Below are 19,518 nucleotides of genomic sequence, written 5' to 3'. Positions count from 1 at the left end.
GCACTCGCGAACCGTCAGGTGGCGTGGCCGCTCCAGCGGCGGCCGTCCCACAGGCGGCGTTCTTGGCGGTGGGGGTCGAGGACGACGTCCGATGCGGTGTCGAAGCGCATGACGGGCCGGTTCGTGGTGTCGTAAGGCGCCCAGCCCGGGGCGCCGGTGGTGGCGAAGGCGATCCAGGCGCTGTGCATCGCGTCGGCGAGGTGCTGCGGCGGCTCGGTGCCGGTGATTCCGGCGAGGGACTTGTCGTGGAGGTTGTCGAAGACGAAAGGGAGTTCGGCGGCGTGGCAGGCGCCGAGGCGGCCGTCGTAGGTGGCCGGTTGCCAGGCGAACTCGTACACGTAGGTCGAGGCGGCGCGGTGCGCGGTGTGGGCCTCGGCGAGGCGGACGGCCGGGATGCGGTAGAACCAGTCGGTGCTGACCGTGGCGAGCAGGTCGCCCGGCGTGGCGCCCGGCTGGTTGGCGCGGTAGACGGGGAGGGCCAGGTCGGGGTCGAGTCCGTAGGCGGTGGTGCTGCGGCGCAGCACGGTATCGGTTATGTGGTCGATGGCGCCGGTGGGGGTGAGGAAGAAGCGGTACTCGTCGCTGTTGGTGCCGATGAGGACGTCGACGTCCGCACCGGCGCCGCTCCCGATCGCCTCGATCGGTGCGGCCGGGATCAGCTCGCCGTCGATGACGGGCTCGAAGGGCATCAGGTTGAACGCGGCCTCGTTCCAGCGGGCCGGGTCGGGGTTGGCCGAGATCGCGGCGCGCAGCTGCTGCTGGGCCGCGACGAGTCGGTCGAGCGGGACGGCGGCGATGGCCTGGCGGGTGGGCTCGACGTCGAGGAGGGCCGCCAGGTGCCGGCCGATGAGGCGGGCGGTGGTGGGGGTGAGCGTGTGGTGGGCGGCGCCGCTCTGCAGGATCGCGCGGCGGAAGAGACCCGCGGCGCGCTCCATGGCGAGCAGCGTGCCGATGCTCATCGCTCCGGCGGATTCGCCGAAGACGGTGACGTTGCCGGGGTCTCCGCCGAAGGCGGCGATGTTCTCGGCGATCCATTCCAGGGCGGCGATCTGGTCGAGCAGCCCGAGGTTGGCGCTCGACTCGTCGGCGAGGCCGCCGAGGTGGAGGAATCCGTCGGCGCCGAGACGGTAGTTGAGGGTGACCAGGACGACGCCGTGGTGGGCGAAGCGCGTGCCGTCGTAGACGGACGCCGAGCCGGAGCCGTTGACGAACGCGCCGCCGTGCACCCACACCATCACCGGCAGATCTCCGCTGGTGTCCGGGGTCCAGATGTTGAGATTCAGATACTCCTCGCCGGGGATGTCGACCTCGTGCAGCAGCTCGTCGAAGGGCGGGCCGTACGGGGCCTTCGGCGCGGTCGGCCCGTACGCGGCGGCATCACGCACCCCTGGCCACGGAGCTGGCCGCTGCGGCGGGCGGAAGCGGTTGGCGCCGACCGGCGCCGCCGCGTACGGGATGCCCTTGAATGCCGCGACCCGTTCCCCGGTGAGGGTGCCGCGCACTGAGCCGTACGCGGTGCTGACGATCGGTTCCTGCATCGTCTCTTCCCATCTCTCACCGGCGGTGCGCGAGCTGCATACCGAATACCGATGCTGCCGACGGCGCTGGCTGCGAGCAAGATGCCGGCGGGCGCGGTCAGCGCTCGGGCCGCCCGACGGTGACGTAGGCGCCCCAGCGGCAGGCCTGCGCGGAGCCGGGCTCCAGATACAGCCGCCTGCCGGCTCCGTAGGGCCGTGCCTCGGACCTCGTCGGTTACTCGCCGATCACTTCCGAGCACGTCGGCACAGGAATGACGCTCCGCGATCTCATCGCGTCCGCGCTGCAGTTCAGCGACAACACGGCCGCGAACCTGCTCCTGGACCGGCTTGGCGGCCCCGCCGGGATCCGAACGGCGCTCCGCGGCCTGGGAGACGCCACCACTCACGTCGACCGCACCGAACCCGCGCTCAACGACGCGACGCCCGGCGACATCCGGGACACCAGCACCCCGCGGGCGCTCAGTACCGATCTGCGGCTGTTCGTCCTCGGCGACGCGCTGTCCCGGAGCCGACAGCAGCTGCTGACAAACTGGCTCGTGGGGAACACCACCGGCGGGCCCTACATCCGGGCTGGCGTTCCCACCGGATGGAGGGTCGGCGACAAGACCGGCAACGGCGGATACGGCACGCGCAACGACATCGCGATCGCCTGGCCGGCCGGCGGCGCCCCGATTGCCATCGCCGTCCTGTCCGACCGCGGTCTCCCGCACGTGCCCTCCGACGACGCCCTGATCGCGGACGCCACCAGGACGGCCCTCGCCGCGCTCCACTGAGCCACTGATCCACTGAGCCACTGATCCACTGATCCACGGAGCCACCGCCCGGCATGATGGTGCAACCCGGTCCGGCAGTCGGGCGTGACAAGTGGTTGAGGGCGTCATGCCCCTCGAACCCGTGATGTGGAGGGGGGCGTATGCGCGACCAAAGCGACTTCGACACGTTTTACGCCGGCAGCGTGCGTCGGCTGACCAGCCAGATGTATGCGATGACGGGCAGCCGTGCCGAGGCGGAGGACCTAGTGCACGAGGCGTTCGCTCGCGCCTGGCAGCGCTGGGAGAAGGTGTCCGGCTACGCCGATCCCGAGGCATGGGTACGTACGGTCGCCTGCCGCATCAGGGTGAGCGCATGGCGCAAGGCGGTCAACCGATTGGCGGCCCATCGCCGCCATGGCATGCCCGAGGACGTCCCCGGAGCGAGCCCGGACTACGTGGCGATCGTCGCGGCGCTGCGGCGCATCCCCGCCGAGCAGCGCCGGGCGATCGTGTTGCACCACCTGGTCGGCCTGTCCGTGGAGGAGATCGCGCGGGAGACCGGGGCCGCGGTCGGCACGGTCAAGGCCCGGCTCTCACGCGGGCGTCAGGCGATGGCGCCTCATCTGTCCGACCCCGACTCCGACCTCGCACCCGACACCGCACCCGCACCCAGTGCGGCCGGAGTCGGCCGGACCTTCGGCCTCGGCCCCACCGACCAGGAGGTGCGCCACCATGCGTGAGGACTTCGAGACCATCCTGCGGTCAGGGTCGGCGGAGCTTGCGGCGCGGACCAGCCCACGGCCGGCCGGCGCGGTCCGTGCGCGCGGCGATCAGCTGCGGCGCCGGCACTCCGTCGTCACGACGGCGCTGGCCGTCGTTGCTGCGGCCGCGGTCGGGGGCGGGGCATTCGCCGCGACCGGTCTGCCCGGTCGCAGCGGCCCGTCGTCGACCGTCACCACGCACCCGGCGACGAGCGCGCCGTCCAACCCGTCGGACGTGACCACCCCACCGTCGGGTCGTGCGTCTGTCGTGCCCTCACCGAGCGCCAACGGCGCCGGCAACAGCACCGCCTCCTGCCGGTCGCTCGTGGCGTCACCCGCCGTGAAGGACGCCGTCACGGCGGCCTACCGTCAGTCACAGCAGGGGCTCGTTCACATCGAACCGGTCAAGGGCACGTTCTACTACGGCACGTGCGGCGGCGTCACATACGCGGGCACCCGCTTCATGCCCGCGGCCGGCTCCACGCTCGCCGAGCAGGTCGCGCTGCAGGACGCAGGCGGCGCGATGAAGTACTTCGTCCAACGACCCGGCGGCACCTGGATCTTCGTGGCCGGCGACGGACTCCCGGCAAGTCCGCTCGGATGCGCGGCGATCAGCCAGATCCCGTCCGGCCTGGCCACGGCATGGGGGGACTGCCTGGCCCAACGCACCATCGGGTGAGGGCGGGCACCCCACTGGACCTGCCTGCCCATCGGGTGAGGGTGGGCACCGAAGACTCCCAGGTCTTCGCCGCCTGGCGCTGCGCGACAGCGGGCCCGCTCGTCGCCACCACAACCAAGGCCCTTCCCGGCCCCGACCAGGCGATCTGTATGATCCACCGATCAATTTCAGCCAAAACTCTGCGGTAACTGCTCGTGTTCGCATGGGACGGATAGCGTGAGGGCGTCGCGCAGCCACACCCGGGGCGCAGGGCCCTGCTGGGACTAGCGCGCGGCGGAGGGTTACCCCCGTGACCACAGCCTCCGTGCTGATGGCCGACACATTCGCAGTCCAGCCGTATACGCCACATTGCCAGGTGATCTATGACGAGGGCGCTCACGCCGTCATCGGCGTCTCGCCCGGTAACAGCTACTTCTCGGCCCAGCGCCTCCACGACCTCGCGGCTTGGGGTCTGGCCCACTTCGACCAGGTCGATTTCGTGTACACCGACCTGTACGTGGCAGAGATGTACGCGGCCTCCGGCTACACGGTCGATGACGCCCGCAGAAAAGCGGTGAAGAACCTGCGCGGGGTACGGGCGAAGGTGACCAACGCGGCTGCCGAGGCCGACCCCGAGGGAACGCGCCTGCGGGCACACCCGATGTCGGAGTTCCAGACCGGCGCCGCCTACCAGGAGATCCACCGGGACCTGCGAGGCCGACTGGAGACCGACGAGGAATTCCGCTTCGCCTGCGACGCTCTGGTGAGCACCTTCCTCTCCTCGAAGGTCCTTGGTGGAAAATCGCCCACCGCCCAGCAGCGCTCGGTGTGTCTGGAATACGTCTGCGCGGAGGCGCCGCTGTTCCTCGACACCCCCGCGATCCTGGGCGTGCCGTCCTCGCTCAACTGCTACCACCAGCTTCTCCCGATGGCCGAACTGCTCTACTCCCGCGGAGCCGGGCTGCGTGCCTCGCGCAACCAGGGCCATGCCATCGTCACCCCCGCCGAAGGAGCCGACAGTGACCGTCGAAACGCTGCCTGACCTGATCGATTTCCCGTTCTCATGGAACGGGAGCCGGATCCCGTCCGAGGTCGAGGAACTGCGGGAGAAGACCCCCGTACGCCGCGTGCGGACGATCGCAGGGGACGAAGCGTGGCTGGTTTCGTCCTATCGCCTGTGCAAGCAGGTGCTCGAAGACGTCCGCTTCTCTCTCAAGGACACCTCCGCACCAGGGGTGCCCCGGCAGTATGCCCTGACGATCCCGCCGGAGGTCGTCAACAACATGGGCAACATCACCGGCGCGGGGCTGCGCAAAGCCGTGCTGAAGGCGCTCAACCCGAAGTCGCCCGGCATGGTGGACTGGATGCGCGCGAACGCCGCCGCTCTGATCGACGCAGCCATGGCCGACGGCGCGCCCGTGGATCTGCGGGGCTCCTTCGCCGACCCCTACTCGGCCGGGATGCACTGCCATCTCCTCGGCATCCCGCAGACGGATGCGCCGAAGCTGATGCGGTCCCTCGACATCGCGTTCATGAACTCGGCGTGCCCGATCACGGGGGCGAAGCTCAACTGGGACCGCGACATCGCCTACATGGTGGAGCGGCTCGACGACCCGGCCACCACCGGACTCATGGCCGAGCTCGCCGAGCTGCGCGAGGATCCCGACTACGACCACCTCACGGACGAGATGCTGGCCACGGTCGGCGTCACGATGTTCGGCGCCGGTGTCATCAGCACGTCCGGTTTTCTGACGATGGCGCTCGTGTCGCTCATCCAGCATCCCGAGCTGAAGGCCGAACTGCTCGCCGACCCGGCGAAAATACCGGCGGCCGTCGAGGAACTGCTGAGGATCAACCTTTCGATCGGTGACGCGCTGCCGCGTCTCGCGCTCGAGGACGTCCGGCTCGGCGACGCGGAGGTGAAGAAGGATGAACTGGTACTGGTGCTGGTCGAGGGCGCCAATTTCGACCCCGAGGAATTCACGGACCCGACCGACGTCGTCCTCGGCCGCCCCAACGCCGGCGCCCACCTCTCCTTCGGCGGAGGACCTCACTACTGTCCTGCCACCGCACTCGGCCGCAAGCACGCGGAAATCGCCCTGGAAACCCTCTTGGAACGCATGCCCGGCCTCGACCTGGCCGTGCCGATCGAACAGCTCGTTTGGCGTACGGGCTTCATGAAGCGCATTCCGGAACGGCTTCCCGTGACCTGGTAACACCCTCGCCACAGAATCGCCCCCGTCGCCCCTTGAGCTCCTGCGGTCATCGCTGCACCTCAGCTCAAGGGGCGCGCTGGTGTCTGCAAGATCCGCTTGGACCGGACGCCGCAGCACGGCGGCGGCGCCGGAGCCGCTTCACCGGCAAGCAATCTTTGCAAGAGCGTCACAAGAGCTGCGTAGCGCCTTCGGGAAGCCTCGTTAGCGTTGCTGGCCACTCGATCCCGAGTGCCGACGTGAACCATGCCGACGTCCCCGGCGGCGCAGTGAACAGAGGCAACAGAGGCAACAGAGGCAACAGAGACAGAGAGGGCGAGATGGACCGCCGCTCCGCGGGCGCGTGTGCCCACCGATGAGGACGATCACAGGATGACGCCCTCATGCGGCCAGGCGCCCTGCCGGGGGACACCGCTGGCCGGGCGATTGATGCGGCCATCATCGGACGCGAAAGAGGAGAACCCAGTGACGAGCAGCTACCCCGAGCCCGACGCACCACAGATCGATGCCGGACGGTTGTGGGCGGGCGGGCTGGCGACGGCCGTGGTGGCCGCACTGGTCGCGGAGGTCGGCATTCTGGTCGCGAGGGGACTGCTGCACCTGGCGGTCTTCGCGCCCATAGGTGACGGGTTGTGGGGCGACGCCAACAACACCACCTACGCGATAGGGGTCGGTGTCATCGCGCTGGCCGCGACCGGCCTGCTGCACCTCCTGGTCGGGACCACGCCGAGCGGCACCGTGTTCTTTGGCTGGATCATGGGGCTGCTGACCGTGGTCGCCGTGGTGATCCCCTTGAAGGTCATCGGGACCAGCACCGAGATCATCGCCACTACCGTGCTGAACGCCCTCATCGGGCTGGCCATCACCACGCTGCTGACGAGCGTGGCCAACGGAGCACGATCGCGGTCGCGGCAGCAGTACCGGCAAGCCGCGTACGAATCTCGCGAGTGGTAGGAGTGTTCACGCACCGACGACCTGCCGACCGGTGTGGCGAACCCTGTTCGCATCCGCACCAGTTCGGCGAGTAGCGGCGACAGGCGCCGCGAGCCAACCATCACATGAGCACAGCACGAGGCAGGCCCTCTGCGCTGCCCGGCCCCACGCCCACGGAACTGCCGAACGCACCACCGTCGAACGCACCGCCGGGACGCCCTCAAGGCCGGGACATCATCAAGGAGGTCGAGTCCCTGTGAGTACCCCCTATGAAGCGCTGCTCCGCAGAATGGGCCGGTGGTGGGCCGTCGACGTCGCAGCGCTCGACATCCACACCCAGGGACGCACGCTCGACGAGGCCGAGGACATGGCGCGCGACGCCATCGCCGCGGTCCTTGCCGTTCCGTCCCACACGATTGCCGTGGATCTGGTGGTTCCGGAAGTCGCGTCGCTGCTGCACGGTGTGCTGGAGGCAAGAAGGCGCGCCGCCGAAGCGGCCGATGCCGAACGGCAGGCTCTCGCCGATGCCGCCCGCGTGCTGTTCGAGGACATGGGCGTAACCCAGAGCGATGCCTGCCGTCTGCTTGGCGCCTCTCCCGAACAGGTGGCACAGTTCCTTCCAGCCGGCGGCTCCCGTCCACGGCATCGCAACCCACTGCCCGCGGCGGGCGCACCAGTCCCGGCTACCGGCACAAGCAGCGATACGGGACGGTCTGCGCCCCGGTATCGGCGTCCGCGACCGGGACCGGGACCGGGGCCCGCCGATGGCGCATCCGACAACGGCAGTGCAGTGCGCCCCAAACGGAACCGCCCGCCATCGTTCACCCGCCCGACCTGGGCCATCGCTGACGACGATGCCTAGCTCACATTCCCTCGCCCGAGGCTGAGCGGGGCGGGGCGGGGCGGTTCACTCGCCGCCGGAGTGCATCCGACCGTGCTCCCGTCGCCCTTCGTGATGACCGGCCGCATGCCGGGGCGCTGCAGACTGGTCACCTCGTGGCGTGGGACTGGGTGCTGGGGATTCGGAGGCTCCCGCGCCCGGGTCGCCGGTCGACGTGGAGGTGGGCGCAGGCGAGGGCGGGGACGTGTCGTGCGTGGGGTAGCCGGAGGGCGGGTGAATCTGCCGTCCGGCGGGCCGGCCGGTTTCCGCCCGCGGGCTGTGTGTCCGGGCCTGCGTGGTGGTGGGCCCGCCGGCGGTCGCGTCCGGTTGCGCATCTGCCGTCGCAGTCGGGGAGCTGGTGCCGGGCATGTACGGCTGCCGGCTTCCGCCGGCGGCCGCGTGAGGTGACGCGGGTGTCGCAACGGGTGTGTTCGTCTCCGCCGAGGCGAGCGCGATCGGATTCTGCGCCGCCGTGACCTCGGGATCAGCCAGATCCGGCATCGAGGCCGCACGCGCGGAGCCGGAAGTCAATCCGTTGGGCAGCGCTGCGGCGGTCAGGCCGCCGCCCAACAGCGCCATGGCGGTCACTGCCACGGCCCGCCGCCGGCTGTTCTTCTTGCGTGCCCGTCGCCGACGCCGCCCCGCCGGGCCTGGCGGCGTGGCGCCGGCGACGGGCACATCGAAGGGGGCCGGAGCGGTGAACTCCTCGCGAAGAAGGTCCCCGGGGTAATGGGGATAGTGGTCAGCCACGGCCTGAGGCATCGTCGTATCCGTTACGAGGCCGGTGCCAACGAAAGCGCCGCACCCTGGGCAACACAGTGCCCCGTTGAGGTGCCGACGGCAGGTGGGGCAGTAGTCCATCTGCGATCTTCCTGTGCTGACGATGCCGCTTGGGGACGGGGGACGATGGCGACCTGACGTACGGTCGCACACCAGACCGTGCGGGCAGTCACTTTATAGGACGATGGCCGGAAGTGATCGGGTGGTTCTTGTAACACTTTCCTTGAGTTCCCGTGCTGTCGGTGGCGAAGGTGACGTGCCGCCAGGCCGGTGAACGGGACTGCTGCGGAATTCGTCGAACGGCCAGGGCCATGCCCGCTCCGTCAGTCGTCCGTGATGACCACCTTGCCGAAGTGGCCCCTGCTCTCGAAGTGGCGGTAGGCGGCGACCGCGTCCGAGAAGGGAAAGGTGCTGTCGATGACGGGGCGGATCCGGTGTTGCTCGATCGCGCGGTTCATCTGCTCGAACATCTCCCGGCTGCCCACGAACAGCCCTTGGAGGGTGATGCCTTTGCGGAGCACCAACGATGGATCAATGCCGCCGCCCCTGGCCGCCAGCACCCCGATGAGGCTGATGCGACCGCCCGTGCGTACGGCTGTGAGCGACTGCTGCACCGTGCCCGCCCCGCCCACCTCGATGACGTGGTCGACTCCACCCCCGGCCAACTCGTGAACCACCTCACCCCATTCGGGTGTCCGGGAGTAGTTCACCCCGTCTGAGGCTCCGAGTGAGCGCAGCCGCTCCAGTTTGGCGTCGCTGCTGGAGGTGGCGATCACCCGAGCGCCACCCAGGGCGGCGAACCGCAGCGCGAACAGCGATACGCCACCGCTTCCCAGCGTCAGGACGGTCTGGCCGGGGTTGAGCCCGCCGTGCACCGCCGCCACTGCGTGCCATGCGGTCACCGCGGCGCACGGCAGTGTCGCGGCCTCGGCGAAGTCCAGGTGCGGGGGGACGGCGACGACGGCTTCCTGGTCGAAGAGCACGTGTTCAGCGAGAACACCGTCGGCCGTGCCGCCCAGAGCGCCCGAGGTCTTCTCCGCGCTGGGCGGGCCGGAGAGCCATCCGGGCATGAAGACGCTCATGACCCGGTCGCCTGGCTCCCACCGTGTGACCTCGGTGCCGGTTTCGACCACTTCGCCTGCGCCGTCGGACAGTGGAATGACCCCGGGTTTCAGTGCGCGTCCGTAGGCGTTCGCGGCGATCATCAGGTCGCGGTAGTTCAGCGACCACGCTCGCATCCGGACAAGCACCTCGTGCGGTCCGGGAGCGGGCACGTCGCGTTCGTCCAGCCGTAGGGCGTCTGCTCCGGTGAAGTGCGGCAGGTGGTAGTACCTCGTCTTCATCACGCTTTCACTCCTCCGGGATCCGGACGGCCTGGCCGGTGACGCGGACGCGGGGGTCGTCGGGGGTCACGTCGACGAGGAGGTCGCTCGGGCGGCCCATGTCCTCCCCCTGCCGGATGCGGACTCGGGTCGGCTCCTCGACCAACCCCAGGGAGCGCAGGTAGCCGCCGAAGGCGGCGGCCGCGGCGCCGGTGGCCGGGTCCTCCACGACGCCGCCGACCGGGAACGGGTCACGGGCGTGGAAGTCGAAGCAGTTGGCGTCCTCGCGCCACACCAGGTGGACGGTGGTCCAGCCGTGGCGCCGCATGACGTCGTCCAACGCGTCGAAGTCGTAGTCGAGGGCGGTGAGCCGCCCCCGTGTGCCGGCGGCGAGGACGAGGTGGTGGTTGCCCGCGAAGGCGATGTGCGGAGGAAGAGCCGGGTCAAGGTCTTGCCGTGTCCAGCCCAGGGCTTTCAGCGCCGGCTCGATTTCTGCGTCGTCGGCGGGGCGGGAGCGGGCGGGAACGCTGGTGAGGGTCGCGCGGGGTGGACCGTCGCCGGTGCTGGTCGCCACGCGGATCTCACCCGCTCGCGTGTCGAAGACGAACTCGCCGGCGCCGTCACGCCCGGCGAGGGCGACGGCCGTTGCCACCGTGGCGTGTCCGCAGAAGGAGACTTCGGCGCGGGGGCTGAAGTAGCGCAGCCGATAGCGGCGCGCCGGCCGGTCCCGTGCGGTGACGAACGCGGTCTCGGAGTAGCCGAGCCGGGCGGCGACGGCCAGCATCACGCTGTCGTCGAGCGTTTCGGCGTCGAGGACGACGCCGGCGGGGTTGCCGCCCGATGGGTCGGTGGTGAAGGCGGAGTAGCGCAGGACTTCGACGGTGTCCGCGCACGTTTGCGGTGTGGTTTTTTCTACCCGTTCGGTCATGGGTCAACGCTCGCACCCGACGCGACATCGCGTCCAACGATTCTTATCGCTTACGGCGATCGGAGAAATCGATACCATCAGGTGGTGGAGACCAGACTTCTGAGAACCTTCACGGCCCTGGCGAAGGCGGGGAGTTTCACCGCCGCGGCCGCCGAGCTGCATCTCGCCCAGTCCACCGTCACCGTTCAGGTCCGCTCGCTGGAACGGGAGCTGGGAACACGGCTGTTCGACAGGCTGCCCACGGGCGCGCTGCTGACCAGCGCCGGGCGGCGGCTGCTCGAAGAAGCCGAGACGATGCTCGACGCAGAGGCTCGGCTGCGAGCCACCGCGGCTGCCGGTAACGGCGACGGAGCGGTCGAGGGGCAGGTCGCCGTAGGGGCGGGTGAGTCGCTGTGCGCGTCACGGCTGCCCGGAGTGATCGCCTCGCTGCGACGTACCCACCCCGGAATCGACGTCCATCTGCGCCCCGTGGGCAGCGCTGCGGCCGTGGAGGGGCTGCGCGCGGGACGACTCGACATTGCGCTGCTCCTGGAACCCGAGGTGAACGCCGCCGACCTGGTCGCTCGGCCCATAGCGCGCGAACCACTCGTGTACGCGGCATCCCCGGACCACCCGCTCGCCGGGCGCACGGTCGGGTGGGAGGAGCTGGCCGGGGAGAGCTTCTTCGTACACGAGGAAGGGTGTTCGTACAGCGATCACCTGGTGCGCACCCTGCTCGCGCTCCCCGGGCCGCAGCCCCGACTCACGCGGTTCGGCAGTATCGAGGCCGCCCGCTCGTGCGTGGCCGCGGGACTCGGGCTCACGCTGCTGCCTCGGGCCACCGTCGAGCAGCAACTGCGCGACGGGGTCCTGGCCATGGTCGATGCTCCGGAGATTCCACCGGTGCCGGTGCAGCTCGCCCAGCACCGCCGGCGCTGGGTCGCCCCGGCCGCCCGTATCGTCGCCGACGAGCTCACGCGCCTCATTCCTGCCTGACCGCCAAGGGTGGTTCCGCGCGGCCGAGCGTCGCCGCTCGCCCGGGAGCACTTCGCGGCCGGCGGGCACCTGATGATGGCCGTTGCAGCTGTCAACTGAACGGTGGTGTGGCGGCGGGACCATCAATCCAGGCAGCGTCGCCAGACATCGCGTCGAGCGCCCCGGCCCGCGGCTGGGATCACCCCGGTTGCGAGTTTGTGGTTACCGCCTACGGCCGCCGACCGAAGCGGTCGGCGCCCGTGGGCAAGCTCTCTGCGATAAGGCCCCGTTTGCTCAGGGGTGCATGCGTGCGCCCTTGAGCACCTTGTCCACCGCGTTGCGCGGCCCGTATACGGCCACCCCCACCAGATCGAGCCGGTCCTTGCCCACGGCTCGTACCGCCGCCCGGTTGTCCCGGTCATTGCCCGTGCCGAAAAGATCCGATGTGAACACGGCCCTTGGGAGCGAGCGGGACAGCGCACGCCTGTGTGCGGCGGTCAGTGTCTCCTTCGTTCCCTCGAAGACCAGCACGGGCTGGCGGAACATCGGCAGATACGCGGTGTCGTCGGCGTCCGTGTACGGCTCGCCGATCACCTCGGGTGACGCCGTGCCGAGGCCGCTGACCAGGAAGGCGGTCACGTTCAGCCGCTGCCAGGGCTCAAGGTCGTCGCGCAGCAGAACGGCGATCTTGGTGCCGAAGCGGACAGGCATGTCCTTGTCCCCTGCACCGGTCCCGGCCCCGACCTCAGTCCCAACGCAGGCTCCGGCCTCGGCTTCGCTCTTGGTTCTCATGCTGTGAGACTGCGGGGTGCACGTCTTTGCCGTCTTGTACGTTCTTTGCGTGATGCCACGGCAGGAGATCTCAGCCTGGCGCCCGCCGGTCGCGGGTGTCGTGGAGGTGTTCCACGCCCGCTTCACCGAGCACGCGTACCCCATGCACGTCCACGACGCCTGGACTTTGCTGATCGTCGACGACGGCGCGGTCCGCTACGACCTGGCCCGCCACCAGCACGGCACACCGAAGGACACCGTGAGCCTGCTCCCGCCGCAGGTCCCGCACAACGGCTCACCCGCCACCCCTCACGGCTTTCGTAAACGCGTGCTCTATCTCGACATGACGCAGCTGGACGAGCGTTTCATCGGGCCGGCGGTGGACGGACCAGACCTCACCGACCCTCTTCTGCGCAGACGTGTCGGACAGCTGCACACTGTCCTAGCGAACCGGGGCGAGGAGTTGGAAACGGAGAGCCGCCTGGCTCTCATCGGCGAGCGCCTGCGCATGCACTTGCGCCCCGGCCCGGCCTCTGGAAGCGCAGCGCCCGACCGCAGCGCCGCCCGGAGCCTGCGAGACCTCCTCGACGAACGACTGATCGAAGGGATCACCTTGGACGAGGCCGCGCGCTTGCTCCACGCCCACCCCGCGCATCTCGTACGTGCCTTCAGCGGTGCCTTCGGCATCGCCCCGCACCAGTACGTGGTGTCGCGCCGCGTCGACCTGGCCCGCCGTCTACTGCTCGACGGACAGCCGCCGCGCGAGGTGGCGGCCGCCGCAGGCTTCCATGACCAGTCTCACCTCACCCGGCACTTCAAGCGGATCATGGGCACCACTCCGGGCCTGTACACCAGGGCCATCCATTGAGCATGGACCGCCTACGCCCACGCCTGCTCCTCAGCCGACGAAGCGTAACCACAGCCTCCATCGGCGGCGAGTCGGCGCCGTGCTGTGATCGCGATCATCAGAACCAGGGTGATCGGCCTGGTGTTCCAGCCCAGGCCGGCCGTCTTCTTCGGTGAGGCGAACCAGTCCGCGAAGGACGCGCCCAGCGGCCTGGTGATGACGTACGCGAACCAGAACGCGGCGATCGCGTTGAGCCTGAACCGGCGGTGGGCGACCAGGGGTACCGCTATCACCATGCCGAAGGCGACGGCAGACGAGAGGTAGCCCATGTTCATGGTCTTCGCTGTCATGTCACCGGCCGCCGTGCGCACCGCGAACGTCGCCAGCACTGTTGCCCAGTAGAACGACTCTCGACGACGGGTTTGGATGCTGTGGATCGACAGGGTTTTCTCGCTCCAGTACCAGCCGGCGAAGATCGCAGCGAGCGCAACGAGGAAGAACGCAGTCGAGGCTATGTAGGGAACTCCCAGCATGATCGGGTCGATCCTGCTGGCACCGCTGGCCGACCGGCTCGGCCGCCGCACCCTGTTCCAAGTCAACCTCAGAGCCCCTCCCGGCCGGGCGGTACCGACGCCCATCGGCATCCCCTATGCAGCCTCCCGCCTGGTCAGCGCGCTGCTGCCGCTCGGCTCGCTCACCCTGCTGTCCGCCATCGGAGCCGGCGGCTCTACACCTGCGGCGCGCTGTTGCCGGGCGCCATGGCCGTCGCCGTCCGGCTGCTCGGGCCGCGCACCAACAACCAGCAAATGGACGCCATCTGATGGCCCGACCGGCAGGCCGAGCCGCCGCCGTCAACCCGCGCTCTGAGCTTGGGAATCCTGAGAAGACTGTGAGTATGGTCACATAGATTTATCGCAGGGTTAGCGCAACTGTCCAGCTGTGATCGGTTCTGCCCCGCTGACCGCGCCCCACGGCCCGACCGCGTCCGCCGCAGGGCCACCCAGAAACCCGCCCGGGGGAATAGCATCTGCGTCCTGCCGCATCGCGTGCAATCGCGACGGCATCTGCACTCTTCTCTCATCCTTGTCCTGAGCCCACGAGGTCGTAGTGAAGCTGTCCGGTGCCCAGGCGGCAACCGCCTCGCACGCCATCGCCTCCGCCACGGTTCCGGCGGGCCTCGCAGCTGCCTGCGTCGCACAGGCCCACTCCGTCCTCACGTCGCCAAGAGGCGCGGCCGCGGCGAGTGCCTGAGGCCTCCCCGCGCGCAGCAGTCCTCATCCCGCCCATCGGAGGAAGTTGTGATCTCCAAGCGCGGCCTGTTCGCCGCTACCGCAACCGGAGCGGGCGCCGCTGTGCTGTTCAGCGGTGCCGCCTTTGCCTGCAACATAAACGACTTCTCGGTGACCCCCGTGGCCAGTTGTGACACCAGCTCCGGTGTCGCCAAGGCCGCGATCACGGTCACCGACAAAGACAGCTCGGGCACGACTGCCCACGTCACCATCGGCCCGCACCTGGCGTCCGGCCTGCCCGGTCAGGTGCTCGACCAGTGGGACTTCCCCCACCCCACGGCCGCCGGAGTCAGCCACACCTTCTACGTGGACTGGGTGCCCGGTGCCCAATGGGACGTCCGGGTGACAGCCGGACCGATCAGGGACCAGCCCATCACCCCGTACCCCACGTCCGCTGACAAGCCGTGCACCGTCCCGTCGTCGGCGCCGTCGAAGACCCCGGTGCCGTCCAGCAAGCCGACCAGCAGCGCGACACCTGCCCCCGCGCCCAGCTCGGCCGCGCCGTCGACCGCCGCCGGCGGTGCCCCCGCCCCATCCGCTTCGGCGTCGGCTCAAGGCGCATCGCTCGCCAAGACCGGTGGCGGCAGCAATAGCGGCGTGATCGCCGGACTCGCCGGTGTCCTGATCGTCATCGGTGGTGGCGCGCTGTTCACCGTCCACCGCCGCAAGGCCGCTGCGCGGCACTAACCCGTAGCCGTAACAGGCGTGTACTGTCTCCCCGTTCTGCCGCCGCGCGTGCATGCCCGAGACCAACGGGTCAGACAGGCGGGAGGCTTGACCGGGCAGTCGGATTGCGAGGGCCGCTTAGTGGCTAAGCCGGGCCCCGCGAACTCGCGCTCTGGGCTTGGTAATCAACGCTCCGTCAGGTGGGGAAAAGACCCATCTGACCTGCTCCCAGACCCTCTGGCACGGTCATCGATCACGCCCTGACCACACCGACTGCGCCGCCCGGCGCCCTTGGTCCGTCATGCCTGGAGGGCTGCCGGGCCCGGCGCCTGCCCGCTGGACGGAGTTCCAGGCCTGAGGATGACGGAGGTGTAGTGGTTGGCGAAGAAGTATGAGTAGGACAGGCCTTCGTCGATGTTGCCGAACTGGTTGCTCATCATGGTCATCAGCGCTGTAGTGCGGGTGCCGTCGCTGGCGTAGGCGGTGAAGTGCTGGTTGGGTGGCAGTCCAGTGGCTCCGATGGTGACTTCGTCGATGCCTGGGAGTGCCCGGATCAGGGCCGTGCCCTGGCCGGAGCTACCGAGGACGCGCAGGGCGAGGTTCTGCGTGGGCATGTCCAGACCTTGCCTGCCCAGGTTGTTTGTGCTGGTGGCCGGGGTGTTGCGCGCCACGTACACCAGCGCCATCGGTGACTGGCCGACGCGAAGGGTCTTGATCACCGACATTGTGTGCGTGTCGATGACGTCGACCGCATCGGAGTTCTGCAGGGCGACGTAGACCCTGGTGTTGTCGGGGCTCGGCCAGACGCCGTGGGAGCCGTGGCCGTGGTTGTGGATAGTCTTGACCAGGACCGGCCGGGTGCCGTTGGGCGACCGGCGGTAGACCAAGGTCTCGTTGAGTCCGCCCACGGTCTGGTAGGCGTAGTCGACGCCGCCGACCGTGACGAAGTTGGGGTGGTTGGTGCGCGGCCCCGTGCGCAGCACCGCTTCCACACGGTAGGTGCGTGCATTGAGCACAGCAGTGGTCCGGCCGTTGGTGGGCATGCCGAGCCAGATCTCCCGGCCGTCGGGTGAGACGGCCTCGTCGGAGGACCCACCCGCCTGCGCGGGGATCGGCACGCGCCTGATGATCCGGCGGGAGGCCACATCAATCACGTCCAGCACCAAGGCGCGCAGATGGTTGACATAGGCGAGTTTGCCGTCCGGGCTGAAAAACACCTTCGACGGCCCGTCCTCGGTGTGGATCCGGTCGACCTCTCTGCCGGCCCGCCAGTCGATCACCGAGATGTAGTCCTGGCCGCGCACCGCCACCCACAGCCGCGTGCCGTCCGGCGAGAAGAATCCCTCGTGCGGCGCCCGGCCGAGGTACATGGTGCGCACTACTTGGTTGGTTGCGGTATCAATGACATGGACGGCGTTGGTGGTCACGTCGATCACGTCGAGCCACTTCCCGTCCCGGGAGAAGCCCAGGCCGTGCACGTCGATCTGCCCGTCGTACATCGCCCCCAGCACATCCTTGCTGGGGCTCAACCGCGGCTGGCCCAGAGCGATCGTGCCCAGCACCGTGTTCGTCGCCGGATTGATGACACTGACCGTGTTGGAGTCCTGGTCGGCGGTGTACACCCGGTCGTTACCCGAGATCGGCTGCGCCCCGGGCAGCGCCGGGGGTTCGATCAGCGTGCCACGCACTGGCTCAGAGAACGGAACCGCTCTGCCCGTCCGCGAGGGGCCGGCCATTGACCCCACCGTGGGTCTCGGCACCGGACCCAGGTGGGAGGCCGCCATTTGCTGCGCTCTGGGCGTCGTGCAACCGGCGATCGACGCGTACACGACCGCCGCCACGAACGCGAGGGCCAAGCTGGGCTTCGCAGGCATTGCCACTCCTTGTGGTCACCTCGCCCGGCCGCGGATAACCCGCGGCGAAAGCTGCCACCGGCGCGTGGCTTGTGGGGTATATGCCGCGTGGCGTGAGAGGTTGCGGCAGGGGCTGGTCGATGCGTTCAACAAAGGCCGCTGGCGAGAGCGGCGCCTGTCATTGCGGCGCCGAGGTCACCTCGCCCGAACGCGTTCACGTATTCCCGAACACGCGACCGATGACGCCGGTCGCCTGAATCATCGTCGAGCCATCAAGGAATCTAACGGACGCTTTCGACATGTTCACCTCGGTCGGAGGCTTTCACTCGGACGGCCCGTCTCGAACAGCGGGCAAGTGCACGGCCGTGCAGACTTCGCGCAGTGCCCGCCGAACGGGTTCACGTCGGTTTAGCGCGGGCCGACGTTAACTTAGAAGACACCGGCGACATCCTCTGTCAGGCCCTCCCAGACGGAACACCTTCCGTGGGCAGCCGCCGGCGTCCGGCTGCGTCCACCTTGGTTGCCGGCACCGCCGCTGACTGACGATCAAGCGTCAAGAGTCGTAGTCATCGTCGACGCGGCTCCGGGGCAAGTGGGAAGCCGGGAAGCAGGGATCGGATATGCCGATGTGGCTCCGGTGACCGGGCACTCTGGCAGTCTCATGGGCCATGCGTGGGCCAGGAGCCGGGTTCAACGAGCCTCGCATACGGCAAGCGCCGGGTCAGAGGCGGTGATTGGGCGATCGCGGCATTCTCTTGAAAACTTTCGTGGGGCTACGTCACCGTGGGTTCAAATCCCACACCCTCCGCCGGTAGAGCGGTGAAAATGGCCCCCTGAGCAGAACTTTGCTGGCTCCTCGCCCGCCCGCAATGGCCCGATCTGGGGTCGTGATCTCCGAGGCTCGCCCCATGGCGGCTGCCCAAAGCCGTGGAGCCGGCCGCCCCGGCCCCATCGGGTCTCCTCACTCATGGCGTGATCGCTCTAGCCGCGCGCCCGGCGGTGAGCCGGGGGCGCGCGCGGCGAGCCGGAGCGAGCCGCCTTGACGCCCGCCTACGGGCACACGGCGAGGCCACTCAGAGTCATTCCGCACGGAACGGGCACGCGAGGCTTAGCGCGGTCTAGACAACAAACAAGGCCCGGGTCTGTGACCTGGGCCTTTGTCGTGGAGCGGGTGACGGGAATCGAACCCGCGCTCTGAGCTTGGGAAGCTCATGTTCTACCATTAAACTACACCCGCGTAAGTCGCCCTTCGGGCCCTTCGCATCGTCGCACACTGTACCCCATCGTTCGCCTCCGACGCACACAGCGCCGGGGGTTTCGTGCTGTCCAGGGGGGTGTGCGGGCAAGCGCGGACGTGAGTGCGGGGCAAGGGGGTTGGGGCGTACCGTGGGGGCGGAGTGCCATGTGGGACGTGGGGGGACTCATCCCCTAATGTGGCTTTTGTCCTCGCCGCGACGATGCGGCGGGGCGAGTCCGCGGGGAGAGAAAAGGGGAGCGATGGAGCGCACCGTCGTTCGTTGTGCCGATGGGCACGTGTTCAGCACCACGACGTTCCCGATGCAGAATCTGGGCGCCGACCGGCTGGGCCCGGGGCGGCTCATCCGCTGTCCGCAGTGTGCGCGGTTGCGTCACGCCGTGCCGGTGGACGACGCGGGCACGCTCGTGCGCCAAGCACGTCGATGAGCTGAGGGGCGATGAGCCGAGGGTCGATGAGTCGATGAAGGGCGTGCGGGCCCGGTCCGGATCGGGCCGGGCCCGCTGCGGTTCCGTGCCTCACTCTCCACGTATCCTCGTCACGTGCTGCTCTCAGACAAGGACATCCGGGCCGAGATCGACTCCGGCCGGGTGCGGATCGATCCCTTCGACGAGTCGATGATCCAGCCGTCGAGCATCGACGTCCGGCTCGACCGGTTCTTCAGGGTTTTCGAAAACCACCGTTATCCGCACATCGATCCGGCCGTCGAGCAGCCCGACCTGACGCGACTGGTCGAGCCGGACGCTGACGACGCCTTCATCCTCCACCCCGGTGAGTTCGTCCTCGCCTCGACGTATGAGGTCATCACGCTGCCGGAGGACGTTGCCTCCCGCCTGGAAGGCAAGTCCAGCCTCGGCCGGCTCGGGCTGCTCACGCACTCGACCGCCGGCTTCATCGACCCAGGGTTCTCCGGACACGTCACGCTCGAACTGTCGAACGTGGCCACGCTCCCGATCAAGCTCTGGCCGGGGATGAAGATCGGGCAGCTGTGCATGTTCCGGCTGACCTCGGCGGCCGAATTCCCGTACGGGTCCGGCCGTTACGGCTCCCGCTACCAGGGACAGCGCGGCCCGACGCCCTCGCGCTCCTACGTGAACTTCCACCGGACCAAGGTGTGA

The 19,518-nt window shown here is 69.0% G+C and carries 19 protein-coding genes, 1 tRNA gene and 1 pseudogene; 13 read left to right on the top strand and 8 right to left on the bottom strand.

All coding sequences use genetic code 11. The features are described 5' to 3' along the window. Positions 1 to 14 precede the first annotated feature (14 nt). Positions 15 to 1,538, bottom strand: coding sequence for a carboxylesterase/lipase family protein (locus tag NGB36_RS14100; protein ID WP_255920597.1), 1,524 nt, complete (start codon positions 1,536 to 1,538; stop codon positions 15 to 17). A 209-nt stretch (positions 1,539 to 1,747) separates the two neighbouring features. Here NGB36_RS14100 and bla point away from each other — a divergent pair. From bla to NGB36_RS14065, 7 genes and pseudogenes are all read left to right on the top strand, one after another. After that, a pseudogene (gene bla / locus NGB36_RS14095) lies at positions 1,748 to 2,311 on the top strand (class A beta-lactamase); the annotation flags it as partial. 140 nt (positions 2,312 to 2,451) lie between these two features. Continuing rightward, entirely contained in the window at positions 2,452 to 3,030 is a 579-nt protein-coding gene (locus NGB36_RS14090) for a SigE family RNA polymerase sigma factor (protein ID WP_255920595.1), read from the top strand. Next, positions 3,023 to 3,730 (top strand): hypothetical protein, encoded by a 708-nt coding sequence (locus tag NGB36_RS14085; RefSeq protein WP_255920594.1) that lies wholly within the window; start codon positions 3,023 to 3,025, stop codon positions 3,728 to 3,730. Before NGB36_RS14090 ends, NGB36_RS14085 begins: the two co-directional genes overlap by 8 nt. 289 nt (positions 3,731 to 4,019) lie before the next feature. Continuing rightward, a complete protein-coding gene (locus NGB36_RS14080; protein WP_255920593.1) occupies positions 4,020 to 4,751 on the top strand; it encodes a cyclodityrosine synthase in 732 nt (243 codons plus the stop codon). After that, positions 4,729 to 5,925 carry a cytochrome P450 gene (locus tag NGB36_RS14075; protein ID WP_308288847.1) on the top strand — a complete coding sequence of 399 codons (1,197 nt, stop codon included), beginning with the start codon at positions 4,729 to 4,731 and terminating at the stop codon, positions 5,923 to 5,925. Before NGB36_RS14080 ends, NGB36_RS14075 begins: the two co-directional genes overlap by 23 nt. Positions 5,926 to 6,387: 462 nt before the next feature. Continuing rightward, positions 6,388 to 6,876 carry a DUF6069 family protein gene (locus tag NGB36_RS14070; protein WP_255920591.1) on the top strand — a complete coding sequence of 163 codons (489 nt, stop codon included), beginning with the start codon at positions 6,388 to 6,390 and terminating at the stop codon, positions 6,874 to 6,876. Between the two features lie 268 nt (positions 6,877 to 7,144). Beyond that, positions 7,145 to 7,717 carry a type II toxin-antitoxin system HicB family antitoxin gene (locus NGB36_RS14065; RefSeq protein WP_255920590.1) on the top strand — a complete coding sequence of 191 codons (573 nt, stop codon included), beginning with the start codon at positions 7,145 to 7,147 and terminating at the stop codon, positions 7,715 to 7,717. Between the two features lie 45 nt (positions 7,718 to 7,762). On the opposite strand, the gene NGB36_RS34050 is transcribed toward NGB36_RS14065, so the two are convergent. From NGB36_RS34050 to NGB36_RS14055, 3 genes are all read right to left on the bottom strand, one after another. Then, on the bottom strand, positions 7,763 to 8,596 hold the full coding sequence (locus NGB36_RS34050; RefSeq protein WP_443741509.1) for an SCO2400 family protein: 834 nt from the start codon (positions 8,594 to 8,596) through the stop codon (positions 7,763 to 7,765). Between the two features lie 242 nt (positions 8,597 to 8,838). Beyond that, entirely contained in the window at positions 8,839 to 9,858 is a 1,020-nt protein-coding gene (locus NGB36_RS14060) for a zinc-dependent alcohol dehydrogenase family protein (RefSeq protein ID WP_255920724.1), read from the bottom strand. Between the two features lie 7 nt (positions 9,859 to 9,865). Beyond that, positions 9,866 to 10,765 carry a PhzF family phenazine biosynthesis isomerase gene (locus tag NGB36_RS14055; RefSeq protein ID WP_255920589.1) on the bottom strand — a complete coding sequence of 300 codons (900 nt, stop codon included), beginning with the start codon at positions 10,763 to 10,765 and terminating at the stop codon, positions 9,866 to 9,868. 84 nt (positions 10,766 to 10,849) lie between these two features. Between NGB36_RS14055 and NGB36_RS14050 the strand changes: the two genes are divergently transcribed. After that, a complete protein-coding gene (locus NGB36_RS14050; protein WP_255920588.1) occupies positions 10,850 to 11,740 on the top strand; it encodes a LysR family transcriptional regulator in 891 nt (296 codons plus the stop codon). Positions 11,741 to 12,013: 273 nt separating this feature from the next. Here the strand turns inward: NGB36_RS14050 and NGB36_RS14045 are convergent, their stop codons facing one another. Then, positions 12,014 to 12,430 carry a DUF2000 family protein gene (locus NGB36_RS14045; RefSeq protein ID WP_255920723.1) on the bottom strand — a complete coding sequence of 139 codons (417 nt, stop codon included), beginning with the start codon at positions 12,428 to 12,430 and terminating at the stop codon, positions 12,014 to 12,016. A 133-nt stretch (positions 12,431 to 12,563) separates the two neighbouring features. Between NGB36_RS14045 and NGB36_RS14040 the strand changes: the two genes are divergently transcribed. After that, positions 12,564 to 13,358, top strand: a complete 795-nt coding sequence (locus NGB36_RS14040) for a helix-turn-helix transcriptional regulator (RefSeq protein WP_269470164.1) — start codon at positions 12,564 to 12,566, stop codon at positions 13,356 to 13,358. Positions 13,359 to 13,369: 11 nt separating this feature from the next. On the opposite strand, the gene NGB36_RS14035 is transcribed toward NGB36_RS14040, so the two are convergent. Then, positions 13,370 to 13,870: a COG4705 family protein gene (locus NGB36_RS14035; RefSeq protein WP_255920586.1), complete on the bottom strand. Its 501-nt coding sequence runs from the start codon at positions 13,868 to 13,870 to the stop codon at positions 13,370 to 13,372. Between NGB36_RS14035 and NGB36_RS14030 the strand changes: the two genes are divergently transcribed. Together NGB36_RS14030 and NGB36_RS14025 are read left to right on the top strand one after the other, a co-directional pair. After that, a complete protein-coding gene (locus NGB36_RS14030; protein WP_255920585.1) occupies positions 13,869 to 14,204 on the top strand; it encodes a hypothetical protein in 336 nt (111 codons plus the stop codon). The two genes, NGB36_RS14035 and NGB36_RS14030, sit on opposite strands and share 2 nt — an antisense overlap. A 431-nt stretch (positions 14,205 to 14,635) precedes the next feature. Beyond that, positions 14,636 to 15,313 carry an LAETG motif-containing sortase-dependent surface protein gene (locus tag NGB36_RS14025; protein ID WP_255920584.1) on the top strand — a complete coding sequence of 226 codons (678 nt, stop codon included), beginning with the start codon at positions 14,636 to 14,638 and terminating at the stop codon, positions 15,311 to 15,313. Positions 15,314 to 15,591: 278 nt separating this feature from the next. Here the strand turns inward: NGB36_RS14025 and NGB36_RS14020 are convergent, their stop codons facing one another. Next, the gene (locus NGB36_RS14020; RefSeq protein WP_255920583.1) at positions 15,592 to 16,980 is read right to left on the bottom strand and encodes a YncE family protein; all 1,389 of its coding nucleotides are present in this window, start codon (positions 16,978 to 16,980) and stop codon (positions 15,592 to 15,594) included. A gap of 1,328 nt (positions 16,981 to 18,308) precedes the next feature. Then, positions 18,309 to 18,382, bottom strand: a tRNA-Gly gene (locus NGB36_RS14015). A gap of 260 nt (positions 18,383 to 18,642) precedes the next feature. Between NGB36_RS14015 and NGB36_RS14010 the strand changes: the two genes are divergently transcribed. After that, positions 18,643 to 18,828, top strand: a complete 186-nt coding sequence (locus tag NGB36_RS14010) for a hypothetical protein (protein ID WP_255920582.1) — start codon at positions 18,643 to 18,645, stop codon at positions 18,826 to 18,828. A gap of 114 nt (positions 18,829 to 18,942) precedes the next feature. Beyond that, positions 18,943 to 19,518 carry a dCTP deaminase gene (gene dcd / locus NGB36_RS14005; protein WP_255920581.1) on the top strand — a complete coding sequence of 192 codons (576 nt, stop codon included), beginning with the start codon at positions 18,943 to 18,945 and terminating at the stop codon, positions 19,516 to 19,518.

Origin of the sequence: Streptomyces humicola (assembly GCF_024436035.1) — a bacterium.
In the GTDB taxonomy this organism is placed as follows: Bacteria; Actinomycetota; Actinomycetes; order Streptomycetales; family Streptomycetaceae; genus Streptantibioticus_B; species Streptantibioticus_B humicola.
The sequence above is the reverse complement of the archived record's forward strand: the minus strand, read 5'-3'. Positions and strand labels throughout refer to the sequence as shown.